This window comes from candidate division KSB1 bacterium, from assembly GCA_034506255.1.
Lineage (GTDB): Bacteria > Zhuqueibacterota > Zhuqueibacteria > Zhuqueibacterales > Zhuqueibacteraceae > Coneutiohabitans > Coneutiohabitans thermophilus.
Genome location: JAPDPX010000004.1, coordinates 32030 through 54718 on the forward strand (window position 1 = coordinate 32030; position 22689 = coordinate 54718).

The following is a 22689-nucleotide window of genomic DNA, read 5'->3' on the forward strand; positions in this document are numbered from 1 at the left end:
TGAGTTTTCGTAGTAGTGCCTTCAGGCATAGACCCTGAAACTACTACATAAACCAAAGTATTTTAAGACAGCGCAATACCAGTTTGAATAGGCGCAGGCAGGGTTTGCGTCCCCTTTGACAGCGGTGATATGCCTGTCGCAGCTTTGGGTAGTGAGGTTGGTGATTGCATGCGACACGCCCGTTGCGACACGGGCGTATCGAATTCACGGGAGCGGGCGCGCCGTCCGCAGGGCGGGAGGCCTTTGTGGCGCTGGTGAAAAAGGCCACGGCGATCTGTCACGATCCGCAGGCTTGACGGCACTGGCATAAAAAACCAGACTGCTGATTCACCGCGAACGGTCGGCGGAGCTCGACGCGGGCTCCGCTGCGATCGTCCCGCGAAGGGATGGAGACATGAAGAAGCTACTCCTGTTGACAGTCTTGTTGTGGGCGGTCGCGCTGCCGGCCCATGCCGGCGACAAAGCGCGGCACGAGGCGGCCAGGCACGGCCGGGACCGGGCGCCGGCCAAAGGCACGGCGCTGCCACCTTTCACCCAAACCAAGGCCCACCAAGTGGGCAACATCTGGCTGTCGGTCACCAATTTTGGTGAATTTGGTTCGCGCGGCCGGCGGCCGAGCTGCGAATTCCCCGCCAACTCCAACATCGAATATCTCTACGTTGGTTCGATTTGGATCGGCGCTTTGGTCGACAGGCCGGATGGCGGCGTGGATACCCTGGTTTCCTTCGGCTTCGACGGCTGGCAGGACTGGAACGAGCTTTTCCCCGGTAATGCTGAGGCCGACTCGATTCTGGAATTGACCAATCGCCCGGGTGCGCCGACCTACAGCCCCGGCGCCGTTTCCGAGCAGGACTTCATCGCGGTCTACACCGACACCAACACCACCTTTGCGTGGGAAGGACATCAAAGGCCGCTGGGCGTCAAGATTACCCAGAAGAGTTATGCCTGGAGCTATTCCTACGCCGAGGATTTTGTCATCTTCGATTACTTGATCGAGAACATTTCGCGGCTGATCGGCAAGCCGCGCACCTTCAAAAAACTTTACATGGGGGTGTATATCGACGGCGACTGCGGCTTGACCTCCATTCCCCGTTATTATGCTGATGATATCACCGGTTTCCTGCGGGTGAATGATGATGGCGACACCGTCAACGTGGCGTGGATCAAGGACAACGACGGCGACAATGGCGCCACCCCGGGCGTCACCGGCGTGCGTGTGCTCTTCCCGGATCCCAGGACCATTTCCTACAACTGGTGGGACCCGCCGACGGATTGGGGGCCGACCAATCCCAATAATCCGTTCGACTATTCCGGCCATCCCGACACCGATGCCAAGAAATATCGCATCATGTCCAACGGCGAGATCGATCCGGATCAAACCAAGTCAAACCCGCCGCCAGGCATTGATCCTTCGGGTATGGACACGCGCTACTTTCTCTCCTTCGGTCCCTTCGAGGTGCCGCCCGACAGCACGTTGAAACTGACGCTGGCTTACATTGGCGGCCAGCCGGAAGGCGAGCGCGATGAGTTCGATGACTTGGGCATCAATGCCCGCTGGGCGCGTGATGTTTATGACAACCCGCCGGCCGACGGCAAGCCGGATTTCGCCGGGCCGCCGCCACCGCCCGCGCCCAACATGGAAGTGATTCCCAGCGACAAAACCGTCACCATCCGCTGGGACAATTCCGCCGAGAGCACGGTCGATCGTTTCAGCCGGGTGCAGGACTTTCAGGGCTATCGTGTCTATCGCAGCCGCACTGGTGTGTTGAACGAAATGGAATTGCTGGGTGAATATGATCAGATTGACGGCTATGGTTATGATTTTGGCTTCAGCGCGTTGAACCCAACCCTGGATCCCGCCACCGGCAGGATTTGGTACACCTACATTGACCGCGGCCTGACCAATGGCGAATTTTTCTATTATGCGGTGACGGCGTTCGACAGTGGTTATGGCCCCACCGGGCTGGAGTCGCTGGAAAGCAGCCCGATCATCAATATGAAGAAGGTGGCGCCCTCCGCCGGGCCGGATGGAACGCAAGCCATCAGCGAAGTGCTGGTGGTGCCCAATCCCTACCGTCTCAGTGCAAATTATCCGGCGGCGGGCTGGGAACGCGGCACGGCAGATACCGACCGGCGCATCGATTTCACCAACCTGCCGCCGCGGTGCACCATTCGCATCTATACGCTCGCGGGTGATCTGCTGGCCACGCTCGAACACGATTATCCCGCCCGCAGCGCGATCAAGCACAGTGAATCATGGAACATGGTGACGCGCAACATTCAGGCGATCGCCAGCGGCGTCTATCTCTTTTCCGTCACTTCGCCGCAAGGCACGTATGTCGGCAAATTCGCGGTCATCTACTAAGGGAGCTGGTCATGGTTGCGAAAAAAATTGTTCTGCTGGTGTGCGCGGCATTGCTGCCGGCGCTTGCCGTGCGGGCGCAGGATCGCGATCTGGAGTTGCGTGACACCGCCGGCCGCGGCAAAGTGGGCACCACCGGAATGCAGTTTCTCAAAATCGGGGTGGGGGCACGTGCTGTCGGCCTGGCGGAATCCTTTGTCGCGCTGGCCAATGATGCCAGCGCGATCTACTACAATCCCGCCGGCCTCACCACGCTCGACAAAAAAGCGGTGTTGCTGAGCCACGTGGAATGGCCGGCCGATATCAACTATGAGTTCGGTGCGGTCATTTTGCCGCTGGGGGGGAGGGGCGTGCTGGGCGTGCAGATCGGCATGCTCACCACCGGCGACATGAAAATCACCGTGCCCTATCAAGGCTGGACCGGCGGCTATTTCAATGCCAGCGACTGGGTGGTGGGGGTCACTTATGCGAGCCGCCTGACCAACCGTTTCTCCTTCGGCGGCACGGTGAAATACCTCCGCGAATATATCAGCCATGAGGGTGCGAGTGCGGTGGCACTCGATCTCGGCACGCTGTTCGACATCGGCGTGCGCGGCCTGAGATTCGGCATGAACATCAGCAATTTTGGCCCGGACGCCAGATACTTCCGCGAACAATTCTCCCTGCCCATCGATTTCCGTCTGGGTGTAATCATGGATCTCTATCGCAACGGGTCCAGCCGTCTGGTGGTCACCATGCAGGGCAACCATCCCAATGACAATGTTGAACAGTTGGCTTGGGGGATGGAGTACAGCCTGAAAGAGCTGGTCGCGTTGCGTGCCGGGTATCGCACCAATTTGGAATTGGAAAAGCTCGACAGAGTCGATGAGCCGTTCGAGGGCTTTTCGTTCGGCGCCGGCGCCGCCTTCGGGCTTTCCGGTGTGCATGCCCGTCTCGATTATGCCTATTCTGATTTTGGATTTCTCACAACGGCGCAACGCTTCTCGCTGGCGCTGGAGTTTTGAGTCATTGCAGGATGTTTACGAAGATGCCATGGCGCAGACTTCCCTGCCTGCAGACAAGATGATGATGTCTGCGCGAAGTCCTCACATGTAACTGAGGCATTGCCAGACAAGCGGTGCGTGCGGCGAATGTGTGCAGGAACTTTTTGCCGCATCCGGGCCGTTGTCGATGCCCTTCAAGAGAAGTCACAACAGGGGATTTTTCGAAATCCCGGCACAGCCAGGAGGGCGCCTGTCTGAATGGATTGCTGCTTAACGGTGTGCTGCCACCGTGCCGGCAGGCCATGAAAAAGCCGGCGCCCGGTGCAGCGGCATGAAGAAAACTCGGAGTGACCGCCATGTTGGCGTTCCGGAAAATTTGGTTCATGATGAGCTGGCCCCTGGGGATGGCGGGGTTGTTCCTGGGTTGCGGCAGCGGGGAATTGCCCACTGCGGTGCAACAGCCTCAGGAACTTTACGCCCCTTTTGTCAAGCAGGGCCCGGTGCTCGATGGCCGTGCGCTTGATGCGGTTTGGCAGAAGGCCACGGGCTACCGGGTTTTCCTCGATGCCAAAAGCGGCGGGGTGAATCTGCCGGCGGAGGGTCTGCTGGTCGACTTCAAAGCGGTGTGGTGGCAGGAAACCCAAATCGACACCGCGCGGCAGGACACCTTGAATGTGATTTATGTCGGCTTTCTGGCAACCTGGCCGGATGCCAGCAAGAGTTTGCAGCGCAAAACCTGGACCTACAATCCCGCCGAGTCGCGCTGGGTGCGCAACAGTCAGGGTTCGGACTGGCTGTTTCTTTATTGGCATGGTCTCAGCAAAGACACCGACATTTGGCTGTGGGATGCCGCCACCACCAATCCCATGGGATATTTTCAGGACATGACGCTCGAGGGCTTTCAGAGCGGCCGCACGATCCAGCCGTATTTGCTGCGCGTCGACGGTTTGAATTTCTACAATGATGCCGGCACCAGCCGCAACACTTGGGATGAGAATTACGACGACAACCGCACCCCCCGCGACCTCAGCGATGACCGGCCGCGTTATGCCTGGAAAAATGATCCCGCGACGACGCCGCCGGGGCTGCCGCCGGTTTACTCCGATGCCAGTGAGAACAGACTGTTTCTGCTGGAGTCCGAGGCGGCGCCACTGGCCGGCAGCGCTTATGCCACACCCCAGGCTGCGGTGACGGTGCCCGGTCATGTGTTGGAGACGCCGAGCGGCGGCTCGGCTGACATTCGCTGTTACGGCCGCCACGAAAACGGCCGCTGGACGCTGGAGTTCGTGCGCAAGGCCACCGGCTCGGAGAACAGCGATATTCCGTTCAACCCCAAGGCGCGCTTTTTCTCGCAAGTCTTTTCGGTTGTATTGGGCAACGACACCCCGATGCCTTTTGAAGACGGGGCCACGGCCTTCACCATCACCAACACCGTGCAATTGACGTTTCAGTTCGTTTTCGAGGAATAAGCCATGATGCCAATGCTGCGCCCGACTTTCTCCGCCGGTGCACTGGCGGTGCTCACCGCCCTGCTGTTGTCCTGCAACAGGCAGCCGACGCAGCAGGGCATACTCAGCGGCAGCCAGCCGCCCGAAACCGCCTTTGCGCCCACGCCGCTCGACGGCTCGCAAAACAATCCCTTCAAGCTGCGGTTGGAGTGGCACGGTAATGATGCCGACGGCATCATTCAAGGTTATGAATACCGCGTGCAGGGCCCCCTGTTCGACAACACCTGGCAATACACCAAGTCATTTTTTGTGAATTTCAAATTTCGCGAGGGCTGGTACACCGTCGAGGTGCGCGCGGTGGACAACACCGGCACCGTCGACCCCACGCCGGCGCGCCGGCGCTTTCACGTCTCCGGCCCGACCTTCGATCGCGGCATTCTGCTGCTGGATGACGACCCCAATGGCCAATTCGAACAGGCGTCGGATGCTTTTTATGATTCACTGATGATTGCCGCGGGTTATCGCAACTACACTTTTTGGGATTATCAAGCCCGCTTCGCGACACAGAAGCCGCGGTTTACGACCACCCCCAATGACACCGACGCCACCGGTGCGCCGGTCATCGGACTGGGTGCCTTTTCCACCATCATCTGGTGCACCAACGCCACCGGCAATTTGGGTTTGAACGACCGTCTGGTGCAGGATTATCTGGACATGGGCGGCAACCTTTGGGTGGCGGGCAGCGACCCGTTGCAATCACTTTCCGGCCGCTCGCCCACCGGCCTGGATCTCGCGCTCAATTCCACGGGCTACAAATATTTTCACGTGCTGCGCGCCAAGGCCGCCGATCTCAATCTCGATTGGCTGCTGAGCAGCGACAGCAGCTTCCCCGATTTGACAACGAGCTATCAGGTGCCGCGCACCACGGTTTTCCAGTACCTGAGCACACGGGTCAATCAGCTCATCCCGCAACCCGATGCCAGGGCGGTTTATGTGTTCAGCAACAACTATTATCGCGACCTCCGGCGGTCGCTCGATATCAACAGTGAAGAATTTGCCGGCACGCCCTGCGCGATCATTTATTCCGGCAGCGGCTACAAAACCGTCCTGTTCGGCTTTCCATTGGTTGCAGTGTCACGTGTCGGGTCCGTCACGGTGAATCTCATCAACACTCGGGCGATGGCGAAGACCGTGGAGCAGATTCTGGCCAACGTATTCGGTGAGCCGCGCTGAAACTTCGCTCTCCCATGCAAACATATTCCGGGCAAAAGCCGACCGCCAGCAGAGGGGGTTTCTGCAGAAAGGTGAGGCCATTTTTGTTGCCGGGCAGTGCTCAGCAGAGGGTGCCCGGGAGCAGACAGGCTGCTTCCGAGCGCGGGGTTGGAGGAAAACGGCGGCTTGTCTGGCCGATGTTGCTGATATTGCTTCTCCGGCCACTTCTGCCTGCCGTGGATTTGCCTGTTCGCAGTCGGGGGGAGTTGCGCTTTTATCTGGATACCGCCTCCTTCCGTGGCCCGGCGGGCCGGACGCGGCAGGAGTTTTACACCGAAATTGCCCTGGAGCAATTGTCCTTTCGTCCGGCGCCGCAGGGATTGCAAAGTGATTTTCAGACTTCGGTGGTGATCGCGGATACCGCCGGGAATATTTTACTGCGTGACGAATGGAAGCAATCCCTCAGCGCACGCCGCCCGGAGGAGCTGGCAGGACGCATGCTTCCCAATCAATTCGAGCTGTTGCTGGCACCCGGGGTCTACGATCTCACCCTCACTCTCACCGATTTGCATTCCCGAAAACAGGGGCACGCTGCCCTGCGATTTCAGGCACACGCCATTCCCACGGACACACTGGCGCTCAGCGATCTGCAGTTGGCCACCAGCATCCGGGTGGACAGCACCGGCGGCAAGTTTGCCAAGCACGGTTTCAACGTCATGCCGCATGCCAGCGCCACGTTCAGCAGCAGCCTGCCCCTGCTCTATTTTTATTTCGAGATTTACAATCTTGCGGCGGCGGACAGTTATGCAGTGCAGTACGCCATCCGCAATGCCAGGGGGGCGGCTCTTCGCACCCTGCCGGCAAAGCATGCCCGCCAGCCGGGAACCTCCAGCGTTGAAGTCGGCGCCCTTCACGCCGCTTCGTTGCCGGATTCGGTTTGCGTATTGTCGGTGCAGGTGGCGGATCGCCACAGCGGCGCGGTGGCAACCCACACCAAAACGTTTTATGTCGGCGGGCGTACTGCAGCGGAGGAGAGGGATTCATTGATTGCCCGCCTGCCGGAGCGTGAGTTCCAGCGGCATCTCGCAGAGATGCAGTATCTGCTGAGCGATGCCGACAGGGAGATGTTGAAATCACTGTCGCCGGTGTTGCAGCGCGCTTATGTCAGCCAGATTTGGCGGCGCCTGGATCCGGTGCCGGAGACCCCTGTCAATGAATTTCGCGAAGAATATTTTCGGCGGGTGCAATATGCCAATGAGCAATTCACCGCGGGCTTCAGCGCCGGCTGGCAAACTGATCGCGGCCGAGTGGCGATCAAGTTCGGCATTCCCAATGAAGTCGAACGCTTTCCGGCGCGCACGCACAGCAAGCCGTATGAAGTCTGGACTTATTTTCAAGAAGGTCGCAAGCAATTCATTTTCGCCGACCTCGATGGCTTTGGCAAATATGAATTGATCTACTCGAGCGACGAGCGGGAATTGACCCGCCCCGATTGGAAGAGCTTGATTGGAGTGCGTTGAGCAGCATGCGCTTGCCCTGGCCGCCCGTGTTGGCGGCCGCGCGATGACGCATGCCCGGAAATTTCTCTCCCGTGACCTCCTCTTTTGCTGGCTGAGTGCGGCTGATTTGTCCGCATGAGTGCGGCCACTCTTTTTCAGGACAGGTAATTTTTATAAAACTTGTGCAAAATCCCTCCCAAAATTGGTAAAGAATTGCACTGTCAGCGCGGGAAAAATTCGGCGGAGGAAACATGCCATTGAATTTCCGGTCAGGATGAATCGAAATTCATAGACTTAGGGCGGCACATCCGCCTGCTTCATAGCACCCAGTTACCTGTGAATCAAATGTAATAAATGGTACAGTCTTTGCGTTTGAAAAATTTTTGTGTGTTTAATAAAGTATTTTTATGCCGTGATTTTATCCCCCCCTTGGCGCATCCTAATTTCGCAGGTTCTACATAACGTTGCGGAGGAGTTTCCTATGAGAAATGCGCGTTTAGGCAGTGTTATGGTCATCTTGACCATGCTTCTGGTGGGCGCCGCCGCAGTATTTGCCGGCACTACTGGAAAAATTGCTGGCAAGGTTATCGACAAGGAGACGGGTTTTCCGCTGCCTTCAGCCACTGTGATTCTGGTCGGCACGACTCTGGGTGCGGCCACTGACATCAATGGCGAATATTACATCCTGAACATCCCACCCGGGGTTTACGATGTCAAAGCTTCGATTATTGGTTACACCGCAGTGGTGGAAAAAGGGGTGCGGGTCTCGGCGGATTTGACAACCACCAAGAATTTCGCGCTGTCCTCCGAAACCCTGCAACTGGGCGATGTGGTCGAGGTCATTGCCGAACGGCCCCTGATCCAAAAGGATGTCACGGCCTCCTCGAAAGTTTCCACCAGCGATCAAATTCAGTCGCTGCCGATCACCACCGTGAATGATGCGGTGGCGCTGAGCGCGGGCGCGCAGGGGCAGGGCAACAACCTGCACATGCGCGGCGGTCGCGCCGGTGAGGTCGCCTATCTGGTGGACGGGGTGAGCATCGAAGACCCGCAAACGCGCACCATCGGGTTGACCGTCGGCCGCTCCGCGCTGAGCGAGTTGCAGATCATCTCCGGCGGTTTCAATGCGGAATACGGCAATGCGCAGTCGGGCATCATCCTGCTCAACACCCAGGAGGGGAAGCGCGAGTATTCCGGCCACGTTTTCATGCAGACCGACCACTTCGGCGACAGCGGCCTGGGCGAGAGTGCGCAAAACTTCGACTGGCTGGAAGCGAGTCTCGGTGGTCCAGAACCCATCACCACGAACCTGCTGCCGCAACTCGGCCTCAAGATCCCCGGTTACATGACGCTGTTCCTGCAGGGTGAAACCCGGCTCTCGGACCGTGCCAGTTATCATCCTGACGCCATGAGGCGGCTCAATGACAAGTCGGTGATCAAGGAGTCGCCCAAGCTCAACACCTCCGAGGCGCTGCGCAACGAAACCATCTTCGGCAGTCTGCTCGGCCTGGGTGGGAAGCGCGAATCCGTGCGCAACAACTGGGAATCCAAGCTGCTGTGGCAAATGGCGCCCAACAAGAAGTTGACCTTCGGTTTCCGCGGCAACTCCGACAACACGCATGGCTGGACCTTCCGCTTCGCCCGTGACGTGCGCGAGCTGGTGGCGGAAAGCCATCGTCTGGGCATCAGCGATCTGGTTGATCAGGACAGCGACGGCCGGCGGGATGAAGAGCTGCTCGATGGCATTGACAATGATGGCGACGGCCGCATCGACGAAGACACCAACCTCGCCCCCAATTACTATCTGGGCGACTTTGCCTGGGGCATCGACAACGATGGCGACGGCCGCACCGATGAAGAAGCCCTCAATGACCTCGATGATGACGGCGACGGCCGCAAGGATGAAGATTTGCAGCCTTATGACTGGAAGGGGTATGACCACATTTCGCGTGGGGAGTTCCGCGCCAATCAGTTCACCATCAATTGGACCCACACCCTCACCAGCAAAACCTTTTATGAGGTCAAATTCGGCCGCTTCCACACTTTCTCCGGCTCGCTGCCAAAGCTCGGCAAGGATGGCCGCTCCCGTTCCAGCTTCGAAGAGCTGGATGCCTGGATCGCGGAATATGACCGCGTCCTGGCGCTCTACGGCCAGGATCGCGTGCCGGAATTCATCGAGCCGTATCGCGGCTTTGGCACCCCGGCGGAACGCTTCACGGATTTGAATGGCAACGGCGACTATGATGCCGGTGAACCCTTTGAAGACTACGATGGCGACGGCCTGTATGATTTGAACAACGATCCCGACCGTCGCAATGCCAACCAAAACTGGTTCCTGGAAGGCGCCACCCATCCCTTCCGCGGCCAAAACATCAACGGCGGTTACTGGGCCGCCGATCGCGCCGGTTTCAACAAACGCTCCTCGACCACTTATTCTTTGAAGTTCGATCTCACCAGCCAGATCACCAAGAATCACCAGATCAAGACCGGCTTTGAAGCCAACTACTTCGAACTGAAGAACGCCAGCCGGCAGTTGCTCGGGCCTTATGACGGCCGCGGTCTGTTCGGCAACTCCTACTCCGTTTATCCCAACTGGCAGGCGGCTTACCTGCAGGACAAGATGGAGTTCAGCACGGCCATCGTGAATCTGGGTGTGCGTTTCGAGCGTTTCGATCAGGGCGAACAGGTTGCCTATCAGGACACTTCGGTGGGTGTGCCGCGCTTCACAATTCCCAAAACCAAGTGGAGCATTTTGCCGCGTGTCGGCTTCTCCTTCCCGGTCACTGATCGCGACATGTTCTACTTCAGCTACGGTCACTTCTTCCAGCGGCCGCAGTTGACCAATGTGTTCAACCAGGTCAACCAGCGCATCGACAGCCCGAACTCGATCGTCGGCAATCCCAATCTCGATCCCGAGCAGACCATTCAGTACGAATTCGGCATTCGCCGCCAGGTCGGTTTGAACACCCTGTTCTCCATCACCGGCTTCTTCAAGGACATCGACAACCTGCTGCAGATCCGCCAGGAGTTCGATGCGGCCGGCAACACCTTCTACACCTATCAGAACGACACCTACGGCACGGTGAAAGGTCTGGAGCTTGCGCTGCAACAGCGTGCCGGCCGTTTCTTTTCGGGGGATGCCACCTACACCTTCCAGGTGGCAAAGGCGACTCATTCCGATCCGCGCGACACCTATGACACGCTCGAAATCATCGACGGCGTGGAATTCCCGGCCGATTGGGATCAGCGCCATCGCGTGGTGCTGAATCTCGACTTTCACTACGGCAAGGGCGAGGGTCCGAAGCTGGGCAATTTCCCGCTGCTCGAGAATTGGAACGTGAACTTCCTGGCACAATACGCCACGGGCATGCCCTACACGCCCCAGACACTCAGCGGAGCCACGCTGGTGCCGCTCACCAACTCCAAGCGCTATCCCGAAACCTTCAATGTGGACATGCGCATGCGCCGGTTCTTCAACCTGACTTCCGGCGTACGGGCGGGCATCATTTTCGAAGTGCAAAACCTGTTCAACCGCCTCAATCCCATTTCCCCGGATGATGGCGGTATCGTGGATGCTTATCGCAACCTGATCGGTTTCAGCAACTCCGGCACTTCGCGCACGCGCAACTACGGTGGTTTCGCGAATTCGGCGCCGAATCCGGCGGCATGGCAAAACGGCCGCATGATTCGCATCGGGTTCACCACCGAATTCTAATACGACCCAATTCGCGCGCCCCGGCGGCCTCGCGGGCCGGGGCGCGGCGGTTATATCAGACGGAAGGAGATTTCATGAGACTGCAAAGATTTGTCAGCATCATGGCTGTCTCTGTGCTCGCGCTGGCGGTGCTCGGCTCGACCGACGCTCTGGCCCGCGAGCGCAAAGAGCGTAAGTCCCGCGACCGTCAGGTGCGCCTTCTGCAACCGCAGGAGGTGTTTGGCCTGCTGAAGCCGAACGCCATCGTGGCGAACCGGTTTGCGGTGCATGACAAAGGCCTGCAATGGCTGATGATGGCCAATTTCGGCGAGTTGTCCAACCCCGATGACCGGCCAGCCGGACCGCCCACCCCCTATCATCCCTCCTCCTCCCAGCTTGCCCCCAAGCTGGAATACCCCGGGGGCACCGGCACACGCTTTCTCTTCTCCGGCGGCTTGTGGGTGGGCGCCATCAAGAACAACCAGCGCATTGTGTCCACGGTGACGGATGGCGATAACGGCACGGGCGAATTCGGCGCCCTGTCCTCCTGGCTGTATCAATCCACCGATGATGGCGCCAAGGAGAACGACGACGATGGCGACTGGAATGCGGCCACTGATGATCTCAACGGGGACGGCGCACCCAGCAATGACTGGGACGGCCCCAACGCCGATGCCAATGGCGACGGGGTTCTCAACTATGATCCCGAACCGCACATTGATGAAGACCCGGTGGGCGACATTTCCGCCGATTTTCTCGACAATGATTTCGACGGCCTGATTGACGAAGCCGACCCCGACAGGGATGGTGACCAGGTTCCCGGCGCACTCGATGACGACGGGGACGGCAAGGAGGACGAAGACACCACGGCGCGCGGCGGCCAGGAGTGGTACACCGCCTACGTCGATACCTGCGCCTCCTGCCTGAGCAGCCCCGATGTCGACGGCTTTACGCCCCTGGGGGTGCGGGTGGTGCAACACTCGTTTCAATGGTCGGAAACCTTCCGGGATGACTTTCTCATCTTCGAATTTTTCGTGACCAACATCGGCACCGAAACCCTGCGGGACGTCTATCTCGGCACCTTCTTTGATTTCGATGTGCAGACCGATGCGCAGGGCCGGCCGGGCTCGGAGGATGACATTACGTTTTTCATCGATTCGCTGGGCACGGCGATCGGTGGCGATGATGACGGCGATGGTTTGGAGGCACAATTCTTCGGCGTGCGGGTGTTGAAAACCCCGCTGCCCACCGTGGGCACAACCTACCTCAATTTCAACCGTCTCACCGGCGGCGACCCCAACGACAATGTCGAGAAATATGTCAAGATGTCGAGTGGCGTGCGGGACCCTGATCAGTTCGTGAACGGCGACTGGCGGTTTGTGTTTTCCTTTGGCTCGCTGGGTGACATGCCGCCGGGTGCGACCCTGCCGGTAACCCTGGCGATTATCAATGGCGGCCGCGCCGGCTTGAGCCGGGCGGAAAACGTCGATCTGATCGTGCAAAACTCGCGTCAGGCGCTGTCATTGTTCCAGAATGACTTCCGCGGCCCCACCGCACCCGACGCGCCCAACTTCACGCTCGAACCGCTCGAGCGTGCGGTGCGCATCACCTGGGACCGGCGTGCAGAAAATTCCATCGATCCGATCGCCAAGAAACCCGACTTCGAAGGCTATCGCATCTGGCGCAGCCTGGATGGTGTCAGTTTCACCCTGGTGGCCGATTTTGATGTGGTCAACGGCCTGGGTTTTGACCGCGGCCTGCCGCCGTTGAACGCGCAGGGCCGCTACGAATATGTCGATCGGGGCGTGCCGCCGCTGGTGCAGATTAAATACGTGGTCACCGCCTATGACAACGGTGACAACGGCGACGGCATTAACCATCCCGAGAATGACCGCACGATCGGCGGGGTGGGTGTGCTGGAAAGTTCACGCGGCATAGCCCGGCAAAAGATCGCCGTGGCCAACTCCACGGCGAAAACGACGCTGGATGAGGTCTATGTGGTGCCCAACCCCTACGTTGGCAGCTCGGAGTTCGAACAATTCGGCCGGTTCAATGAGGTTGGCGACCGCAATTTCCCCAAGACGATTCAGTTCGTGAACTTGCCGGAGCAGGCCACGATCCAGATTTTCACCCTTGCCGGTGACCTGGTGCAGGAAATTCGTCACAGCGGCTCGGGTGTGGCGATCTGGGATCTGCGCACGCGGCTGAGCCAGGAAATCACCGCCGGCATCTACCTGTACCGCGTCTCCCTCGACAGCGGCGAGGAGAAAATCGGCAAGTTCATCGTGGTGAAATAACCAGTGGTCGGTATTCAGTGAACAGGCAGCAATCTGCCGATCACTGATAACAGATTGCTTCCGGAGAAATGACCATGAAAAAATACGTGGCATATATTCTGGCCATGCTCCTCCCGCCGATGAGCGTGCTTGGGATTGAGCGGGTGGGCACCACTTCGTTTCAGTTTTTGAAGATTCCGGTGGGGGTGCGCGGCATTGGCATGGGCAACGCCTTTGTTGCAGGCGCGGTCGACGCCTCGGCGGTCTACTGGAATCCCGCCGGTTTGGGTTGGGCAACCAGGAAGGAGATCCTGCTCACCCACCTCAATCTGCCGGCAGACATCAAATATGACAATGTGGCGCTGCTGCTGCCGGTTTCCACTGCCATCGGCTCGTTTGGTTTGAATATCGGCGTGTTGCACATGGATGATCTCGTGGTGCGCACGCCCTCGCGGCCGGAGGGCACCGGGGAGCTGTTCACGGCCTCCGACATCGCGGTGGGTCTGTCTTACTCCCGCCAGGTGAGCAACCGCTTCACCTTCGGCGTGCAGGTACGCTACATTCGCGAAGAGCTGGCCAATTATGTCTCCAGCGGCGTGAGCTTCGATGCCGGTCTGCAATATCAAACCGACTTCCGCTCGCTGCGCCTGGGCATGGTGATTCAAAACTTCGGCGCCGACACCAAATTCGACGGCAGCTTCCTGGATTATCGCACCGCCAGCACCACCGGCGGTCAGCCGCGCCGCCAGGATTTTGACTCCGCGCCGCTGCCCATGACCTTCAAAACCGGCGTGCTAGCAGACCTGGAGACAATGACGGGCGTGGACCTGGGTGAGAGCGTGAAAGGCAACCTCGCCGCCCAATTCGAACATCCGCCGGACAACAAGGAACGTCTGAATGGCGGTCTGGAGCTGACCTTCAACGAGCGTTTCTCCCTCCGCGGTGGCTACAATTTCAATTATGATACCGACGGCTTCACGCTGGGCTTTGGCGTCAACGTACCGTTCAGTGCCGAGCGGAACGTCCTGCGGGTGGATTACGCCTACGCCGATCTCGGCAATCTTACGGACACCAGCTCGTTCATGAATCAGCCGCACCGCTTTTCGCTGTCGTTTCAGTTTTGAGTTCGCAAGGTGATGCCTGCAGGCGTGCATGCGTCCCTGTGGGTGTGATTCTCGAAGATCTGCGACGAACAAGGCCAGATAATTTCGCCTAGTGCGGGAGGATTTTGATGAAATCAGGCAGCTTTAAACATGTCCTGCGGCCGGTGGTGATCGTGAGCCTGGCGCTGCTGGGAGCGACAGGATGCGGCTTGGTCGAGCCCGGCGACTACACGCTCAAGACCAATGAGCCGCCGGATACGGAGATCACCTCCGGGCCGAAGCCCGGCAGCACCAACAGCTATTTTGTCACCATTGCCTGGAAAGGCATTGACCTGGACGGCGTGGTGAAGGGTTACACCGTGAGCGTGGATGGCCGCAGCCTCTTCACCACCAAAACCGACTCCACCTTTCGCTTTACCGCCGCCAACAAGGATGAGCCGCACACCATTTCCGTTGCGGCGCGCGACAACGATGGCGCCGACGATCCCACGCCGGCAACCCTGACCTTTACAGCAACCAACGTCGCCCCCAACACCATAATCCAGGTGGTCGGCAATCCCGCCCCCGGTGCGACTTTTGGCCAGGGTGCGGTTTTTACCGCCGTGGCAGTGGATGATCCGGACAACGGGCCGGAATACACCTACCGCTACAAGATCGACGCCGGCGGCCAGTGGTCGCAATGGCAGTCGAGTCCGGTGTTTGAATTCAGCCTGACCTCGCCATTCGGCCTGCTGCCGGAGGGCGAGCATACTTTTTATGCGCAGGCGCGTGACAACGCGCTCGCCGTCGACGAGTCGCCGGCAGAATTCCGGTTTGTGGCCTCGGCCACCGTCAAGCCGGGCGTGGTCTTGAGCGCGTTAAAGAACGGTGCGGCATTCTATCCTGACAGTTCTGCCTTCTCATTGGCCACCGGCAATACCGTATCGTTCAGTTGGGCGCCGACATTCAACTACGCCGGCGGTGCCTCCACCGGTAGTCGCTATCGCATTGATGGTGGCGCTTGGACGGAATTCTCGACCGAGATCGCCACGCTGGAACTGACCAACGTGACACCGGGTACGCACACCTTCGAGGTGCAATATCGCGATCTTGCCGGCAAGCTCAGTGACATCGCGTTGTATCGGTATACCATCGTAGTGGCCACCTTGAACGCGGGTGTGCTGGTGGTGGACGACGGCAACGGCCAGTTGGCCGGCCGGCCGCCGGCCACCGGCGATGCCAATGTTGACAATTTCTATACGCAAGTTCTGACTGCGGTGGGTGCGCGCTTGACTCTGTGGGATTATCTCGCTCAGGGTGCCCCCACCCCCAAGAAGGGCTTTGGCAACTACTCCAGCGTCATTTGGCAAAGCGATGAAGCCACCGCTAACAACACGCCACGCCAACTTCAGCTTTTGGGTGATTATCTCACCGTCGGGGGCAAACTCTGGTTAACGGGCTGGCGCCAGATCAACCAAATCGCCGGGACCACGCCGGTCTCCAATTTCAACCCTGCACAGGCAAATGCGCCGGCATCCTATGCCTTCGTGTGGAACTATCTTGGGATTGCCTCCACCCGCCAGACCCCGGGCAACTTCTTTGACTTTAATGGTGCCACCGGCCAGGCGGGATATCCCAACTTCGCCGTCGATTTGGCGAAGAACCCGATTCCGAGCCGGCCGGGTCTCTCTCCCATCGATGTGTTCACGGTGCGGGAGGGCGCCCAGGGGATCTACACATTCAATTCCGCCAGCGGCAATCAGGATTGGCAGGGCGCGATCGTGGGCGTGAAGCATGTCGGCACCAACTTCCGGACGGTGGTGTTTGGCTTTCCGCTGTACCATTTGAATGCCAGTGATGCTCAGGCGGTGGTGCGCCAGGTCATGTCTGACTTTGGCGAGATTTAGCCCGCAGTGGGCCGGGCAGAACATGCCAGAACCAGTCCGGCAATGTGCTTTTGGTAAGACGCCCGGCGCTGCCCGTGAAGCGGGAGCGGAACTTTTTTGTGTCAGCGTCTGGAAGTGGGTAAAAGGTGAAGGGGAGGCCGGAGGGCCTCCCCTTTGGCCCACGGTAGTTTTTGTTGGGATGAAAAGTCGCTGCCCATCCTGTCGCACGGCAGACATCTTGTTGCTCAGCGATACGGCTTTTGTTTTCTGTTATTGATGCAGCTATTGGTACAGCCCTGCGGTTGGAGAAGTGCCGTGGCAAAATGGCAGGGGCGGATTGGCTTCATCCCGCGAGAAAGTGCAAAAAGCACCACAAAGGGCGGATTTTCACCGACGTTTGAAAAAACTGCTGGACAAAGTTTGGGAGAGTGTTTATTTTCGGCCGCATCCTTCAAGAGAGATCACCGGCAAGCTGGCGGCGCCAAACGAGCGATTGCCTGACAGGTCTGCGCCTGTGATTGCCTGCAGTGGTTCACCCCTGTATTCAAGCCAAGCGGAAACGGCCCGGCGTCGCGATCCGGGCCGGCAGTCGAACTGCTCCGATCCCTCCCGCTGACCGATTCCTGAAGGGAGGTGTTGCTGTCCTCAGATGACAAGCACCCGTTTTTGCCTTTCGGCCACACTTACAACTCACATCATCCATCCAACCAATGAGTGGAGGGTAGCACCCATGCGTAAACTTTTTACCGCCATGCTGTGTTTGAGCTTTGCCTTGACAGCATTTGCGGGTACGGGCGCCCGGCACTTTTTGCACAAAATTGACAAGGCCAGGCAGCCACAAATGATTCGCGGGGATGAACCGATCCCGGCTGCGAAAACCACCCGGGCGCTGCACAAGACCAACGCGATCGGGCCGGGGGTCTTGTTGATGGAGTCAACCTACGACTACGGCTCCAATGGCGGTGTGCTTTCCAATATCGTTGACTATGGGGATGGCACCCTGGCAATTGGCCGCATGGGCGCCACCGATGCAGGTACCAATGATCGCGGCACGTACTTTTCCTATTTTGATGGGACCTCCTGGTCGCCGATGACCAAGGTTGAGCAGGTGCGCCGCGGCTGGTCGAGCATTTCCGCGCTGGCGGATGGCCGCAGCGTGACCGTTTCCCACATTGCCAACGAAGTGAACGTTGATGCGCTCAAGGGACTCGGCATCTGGACCAGCACCATCACCGGCAACATCAGCGCCGCTTCGGATCAGTGGCCCCGCTTGACCGTGGATGGCAAAGATAACATCATCATTTGTTCCACCACCAACGCCACGGTACCACCGGTCACTGGCGTTAGGCTGATCAAAAGCGTCGCCGTCTCCCGTGATCAGGGTGCAACCTGGTCTTTCCAATTCCTGTGGCCCGACACCACCACCCGGACGCCCGCATTCAGCGCCGATGATCAGGATATTGCCAGCCAGGGCGACAATGTCGCGGTGGTGGTGGCGGAAACCGGCAACGACATTCATCTGTGGACCAGCTCGGACAATGCCACGACCTGGACCTACCAGAATTTGACCAATAACCCGACCACGCTGCCCCCCGGCACTTCGGCGGATTTGCCGGCCGGTTCTTGCGACGTGATTTATGACAAGAACGGCAATCTCCACATTTTCTGGGAGACCTATACCGGTCTGCCGGACTCGGCCGGCACCGGCATTGATCTCTATGAAAGCACCTCGGCCGGCATTTACCATTGGAGCGCGGCAACGGGCATCACGGAAGTTGTCGATTTCAGCGACATTCCGGGCTCCGACCAGGAGATCAATGTGTTTGCGGGCGGTCTCGGCGCCTTCCAGCAACACAACATCGACGGCAATGTTGTCTGCCAGCCTTCCGCCGGTGTTGATGCCGACAACAATCTGTATTTGCTGTTCGCCAGCTTCCGGCCCAATGACGTTGATCCAGACAGTGCGCATTACACCGACATTTATGCCATTGGCTCGGCGGACGGGGGTGCGAACTGGGGCCCAGTGCTCAACGTGACCGACAGTCCGCAGGCGGAAGATACCTGGGCTTCGCTGGCGGTCGATGTGGGTGACAGTCTGCGTTTTGTCTATTCCTCCGATGGCAGCACCGGCAATAGCATTCAGGGCGATGGTGTGGCACCGACCAACTACCTCTACCATGCCGTACCGAAAAGCAAGGTTGTGCTCACCAGCGTGAACGATCGCCCGGTCTCCGGCGTGCCGGCTTCGTTTGCGCTGCATCAGAATTTTCCGAACCCGTTCAATCCTGCCACCACCCTCACCTTCGAAGTCGCCAAACCGGCGGAAGTGAACCTGAGCGTCTTTGACGTGCATGGCCGGCTGGTGGCCACGCTGGTGAATGGCCTGGTGCAGGCGGGCAAGCATACGCTCACCTGGAAACCCGCAAAGAACCTCTCTTCCGGCGTTTACTTCGCCAAGTTGCAGAGCGACGGTTTCTCCCAGGTGACGAAGATGACGCTGATGAAGTAGCCGGTTGGGGCCGGGGGTGTTTGTTGTCTCACACGTTGGGATTTCAATGCGTCGGGAGCGCCCGGGCAGAAGCGGGCCTCCCGACGCCTGATTTTAGCACCAATCATTTTTTTGAGGGAATGGCGATGTCAAAACTTTTTTCGGCGAAAATACAAGGCAGAGGGGTGTTCGGGGTGCTTCGTTGTGCAATGGTTTTTTGTCTGCTCTTCACAGCCGCCGCCTCAGCAATTGACCGTCAATCCGACAAAAGAATTCAAAAAGTCCGGCGTGTCCCTGCCGTCGGCGCACAGGACATCATGGCACAGCAGCCGCAGCCCGCAACGCTGGCCAAGTCTGTCGCCAAATTTGGCCCGGGCCTGCCGTTGATCGAGTCCACCTACGATTTCATGACCAATAATGCCATGGGCCGGCACCTCCACAATTATGGCGGGGGCATCCTGGCCGTTGCCAGAACCGCCTCGCAGGGTGCCATTGGCACCTGGGCCGATCGCGGTACCTTCTTCGCCTACAATGACGGCAATGGTTTCTTGCTACCCATGACCAAGGTCGAGTCTGCGCGGCGCGGTTGGGGAAATCTTTCTGCGACCGCCGATGGACGCAGTGTCATTGTTTCGCACGGCGGTTTGGAGGTCAACGTTGACGCTTTGCAAGGCCTTGGTATCTGGACCGCTTCCCTCACCGGCAATTTTCCAACAGGCTCGGATCTGACCTGGCCGCGCATCGTGGTGGATGGCAAGGACTATTTTCACGTGGTGGTGACGCATTTTTCCTTTGATCCCTTCCCCGGCCTGGGCGGCGGGCAGTATCCCGTGTATGGCCGCTCCACCGACGGCGGACTGAACTGGGAATTCCGGTTTATGTTTCAAAAAGCCGGCGCGGCGCCGGGCGATCCGCCGGATACCACTGGCGGCCTGTGGATCGGCGGTGGTGACGCCGATGCCTACGCCATCGACGCCTGGGGCGACAAAGTCGGTATTGCCGCATTTTGCGCCTACGATGCCGGCTTCAACAGCAATGAAATTCTGTTCGCCGAGTCTTCGGATAATGGCGCCACCTGGACCTGGTCGAACATCACCAGCGTTGGCAGGGGTGTTCCGCCGGCGGACGGGGACTTTCGGCCCAACGGTCATCTCGATTTGATTTACGACCGGGAAGGCATCCCCCACATTGTATTCGAGAATTTTCTCGTGCTGCCCGATTCCGCGGGCACCGCGCCGGAATCTTTTCTCTACACCCAGTCACCGTTGTTGCATTGGAGCCCGACCACCGGCGTGACCTACGTTGCGAGCCGTGCCGACCTGCCGGATGCGGAGCAGAATCGTTTGCCGGGATCGCAGCTTTGGGGCCGTGGTTTGGGCAGCGGCTTGTACTGGCCCTCGCTGGGTGTCGATGAGAGCAACGTGCTGTATGTCGCCTTCAGTGCGCCCACTGCCGGTGATGTCGATCCGGACAGCGTAAACTACCTCGACATTTATGCGACGGCCTCGGCTGACGGTGGCGCCACCTGGGGCTCGCCAGCGGTGAATCTCACCGCTTCGCCGGGAACGGAGGACAAATACGTCTCGGTTGCCAAGCTGGTGGATGACAGCCTCCGTTTCGTCTACAATTCTGATGACGTCAATGGCGGCACGGTGCAGCCCGGCAATCAGACGACGCCAACCATGATGATGTACTACACTTTTTCGGCTGCCGATATCCCGAAGATCAACACCGCGGTGCGGGATCGTGATCCGATGGCGGGCCTGCCGGCGGATTATGCCTTGGCGCAAAACTTCCCGAATCCCTTCAATCCCACGACGGTGATTTCCTTTTCCCTGCCGGCAAGCGTGAAGGTGAAGCTGGAAGTCTTCAACGCCCTCGGCCAGAAAGTCGCGACCCTGGTCAATCACAAGCTGCCGGCAGGCAGCCATACGGCGACCTGGAACGCGGCGAGCATGCCCTCCGGCATTTATTTCTACAAGCTGGAAGCGGGCAGCTTCAGCCAGACCCGGAAGATGGTCTTGGCGAAGTAAAGGCTGACGCAGTTTATTTTGGTTGCAATAGCGAAGCCCCGGGCAGCACGCATCGGCCCGGGGCTTTGCTGTCTTCATGATGAAAAGTTCCTGCAACGGCTTGGCCGTTGCATTAAAAACCTCGGTGTTTCTATGGCGCCTGAAATCTGAGAAGCCTGGGCTCAGCCGAGACTGGAACTTTCTCGGAGTCTTTGATAATGACGGCGAGCGCTGTCAAATCATATCGTGAACCCGGTCTGTCTGTCACCCTGTGAATCCTGCCGCATCACAAAACCATCGCGCCCTGCCCGTGATGCTTCTGCTGCCGGCCTTGCTCCTGACGCTGGCTGGCTCCAGGCCTTCTCTGGCACAGGCCAAAATTCGGCTGCAAAGTGCGCACGCCGGCGAGATCAAAAAGCTGCTGCTGGTTTACACCTGGTCCGCGGAAATGGGGGTGTTGTCGCTGGCGGATATTCTCACGGCGCTGCCCGAGGCGGAGGCAGTCATTCTCAGCCAGTTTGCACCGGGATCGGAATCCTTTCGTGTGTTCACTGCCAGTCTGACGCGTGGCGGTTTGGGCCGCGACCGCCATGGCCGGCCTCGGCTGCAATTCGTGCAGGACGCCAGCGCCTACGGCCCGTGGCCGCGCGACCAGGCGCTGGTGGACAGTCATGGCACGCTGTGGATCAGCCCCTCGGACAACCATCGCTTGCGCGCAATTTTCACCGCGCTGGATGAAAGCTATGGCCTGCGGCAGACCCGGGCAACGGTGCCTTTTACCGGCGCCAACCTGATTCCGCTCGGCAATTTGGTGCTGTGCCCCGACCGGCTGGATACGCTGGCGCTTGCCAGCTTTTTACAGGGCCCGTTTCTCCCCCTGCCCTCCCCGCCGCCGCCCGACCCTTTTCATCTCGATCTGCTGGTCATGCCGCTTTCTGAAACTGTGATCGCCGTTGGGGATGATGAGCTGGCGCGTGCTCGCCTGCTGGCGCTCAACGCGGCACAAGAAAGACGCATCCTGGCGCAGTGGGCGGTGGAGTTTGCCGCTTCCGGCCACAATCTCGAAGTCAAAGCCGCGGGCAATACATTTCGTTTTCAAACCCTGCCGCGGCCGTATTTGATTCTGCCGGCGCTGTTGCAGGAAAAATTGCAGATTCTCACCGAGCTGGCCAAACCCGGCGCTTTTCGCACCGCCGTGCTGGCCGAGCCGGAATATCACTGGGATGATCGCATCGCCGCCGCCTTGCGCCGGCGCGGATTCAAAGTCGTGCGAGTGCCTTTTTGGCCGGGCACCGCCGGCACGGTGGCGAGCAGGAAGGCCGGTGGCTTGCCCATGCTGTGTTATGCCAACTGCCTGGTGTGGGAGAAGGGCGTGCTCATGCCGGTTTATGGCATCGCCAGCCTGGATCAGCTCGCGCGCGATACCCTGTCGGCGGCCTCCGGCAAACCGGTCTTTGCCGTGCGCGGCGGCGCCCTGCTGGGTTACGGCAATTCCGGGCCGCATTGCCTGACGTTGGAATTTCGCCGGTGAGGCTTGGGGCTCTGTCTCTTTATTCATGCGGAGAGGTTCCCAGGTTGGCCGGCCGCGGTTGTCAATGCTTGCATTTTGTGAAAACCCGTGGGATGCCATGGCAAGCCGTTGCCGGGCATGACAGATCGGATTGGGTGGCCTGCCGCAGTCGCTGACTTTGCAACGACTGTTTTTGCACGGGCCCGGCGGCTCCCTCAAAATCCCCGGAGTCTTTAT

General features: G+C 59.1%; 14 protein-coding genes. 13 read left to right on the plus strand and 1 reads right to left on the minus strand.

All coding sequences use genetic code 11. From position 1 onward, the window contains the following. Positions 1–394: 394 nt before the first annotated feature. Positions 395–2365 carry a hypothetical protein gene (locus ONB52_08805; GenBank protein ID MDZ7416243.1) on the plus strand — a complete coding sequence of 657 codons (1971 nt, stop codon included), beginning with the start codon at positions 395–397 and terminating at the stop codon, positions 2363–2365. 11 nt (positions 2366–2376) lie between these two features. Next, entirely contained in the window at positions 2377–3366 is a 990-nt protein-coding gene (locus tag ONB52_08810; protein ID MDZ7416244.1) for a PorV/PorQ family protein, read from the plus strand. A gap of 1 nt (position 3367) precedes the next feature. Here the strand turns inward: ONB52_08810 and ONB52_08815 are convergent, their stop codons facing one another. Further along, the gene (locus ONB52_08815) at positions 3368–3730 is read right to left on the minus strand and encodes a hypothetical protein (protein ID MDZ7416245.1); all 363 of its coding nucleotides are present in this window, start codon (positions 3728–3730) and stop codon (positions 3368–3370) included. Between ONB52_08815 and ONB52_08820 the strand changes: the two genes are divergently transcribed. The 11 genes from ONB52_08820 (at position 3729) to ONB52_08870 (ending at position 22473) form a co-directional block, all read left to right on the plus strand. Then, complete coding sequence (locus tag ONB52_08820; GenBank protein MDZ7416246.1) at positions 3729–4814, plus strand: ethylbenzene dehydrogenase-related protein; 1086 nt, start codon at positions 3729–3731, stop codon at positions 4812–4814. The genes ONB52_08815 and ONB52_08820 overlap by 2 nt on opposite strands. 3 nt (positions 4815–4817) lie before the next feature. Then, entirely contained in the window at positions 4818–6026 is a 1209-nt protein-coding gene (locus tag ONB52_08825; protein ID MDZ7416247.1) for a hypothetical protein, read from the plus strand. 215 nt (positions 6027–6241) lie between these two features. Further along, complete coding sequence (locus tag ONB52_08830; GenBank protein MDZ7416248.1) at positions 6242–7525, plus strand: GWxTD domain-containing protein; 1284 nt, start codon at positions 6242–6244, stop codon at positions 7523–7525. 460 nt (positions 7526–7985) lie between these two features. Continuing rightward, positions 7986–11219, plus strand: a complete 3234-nt coding sequence (locus tag ONB52_08835) for a TonB-dependent receptor (protein ID MDZ7416249.1) — start codon at positions 7986–7988, stop codon at positions 11217–11219. Between the two features lie 74 nt (positions 11220–11293). Then, a complete protein-coding gene (locus tag ONB52_08840; GenBank protein ID MDZ7416250.1) occupies positions 11294–13495 on the plus strand; it encodes a hypothetical protein in 2202 nt (733 codons plus the stop codon). Positions 13496–13569: 74 nt separating this feature from the next. Continuing rightward, on the plus strand, positions 13570–14598 hold the full coding sequence (locus tag ONB52_08845; protein MDZ7416251.1) for a PorV/PorQ family protein: 1029 nt from the start codon (positions 13570–13572) through the stop codon (positions 14596–14598). Positions 14599–14705: 107 nt separating this feature from the next. Continuing rightward, the gene (locus tag ONB52_08850) at positions 14706–16463 is read left to right on the plus strand and encodes a hypothetical protein (protein ID MDZ7416252.1); all 1758 of its coding nucleotides are present in this window, start codon (positions 14706–14708) and stop codon (positions 16461–16463) included. 294 nt (positions 16464–16757) lie between these two features. After that, positions 16758–16943 (plus strand): hypothetical protein, encoded by a 186-nt coding sequence (locus tag ONB52_08855; GenBank protein ID MDZ7416253.1) that lies wholly within the window; start codon positions 16758–16760, stop codon positions 16941–16943. A 229-nt stretch (positions 16944–17172) separates the two neighbouring features. Then, a complete protein-coding gene (locus ONB52_08860; protein ID MDZ7416254.1) occupies positions 17173–18951 on the plus strand; it encodes a T9SS type A sorting domain-containing protein in 1779 nt (592 codons plus the stop codon). Positions 18952–19247: 296 nt separating this feature from the next. Continuing rightward, a complete protein-coding gene (locus tag ONB52_08865) occupies positions 19248–20963 on the plus strand; it encodes a T9SS type A sorting domain-containing protein (GenBank protein MDZ7416255.1) in 1716 nt (571 codons plus the stop codon). Positions 20964–21255: 292 nt separating this feature from the next. After that, positions 21256–22473 carry an agmatine deiminase family protein gene (locus ONB52_08870; protein ID MDZ7416256.1) on the plus strand — a complete coding sequence of 406 codons (1218 nt, stop codon included), beginning with the start codon at positions 21256–21258 and terminating at the stop codon, positions 22471–22473. Positions 22474–22689 lie beyond the last annotated feature (216 nt).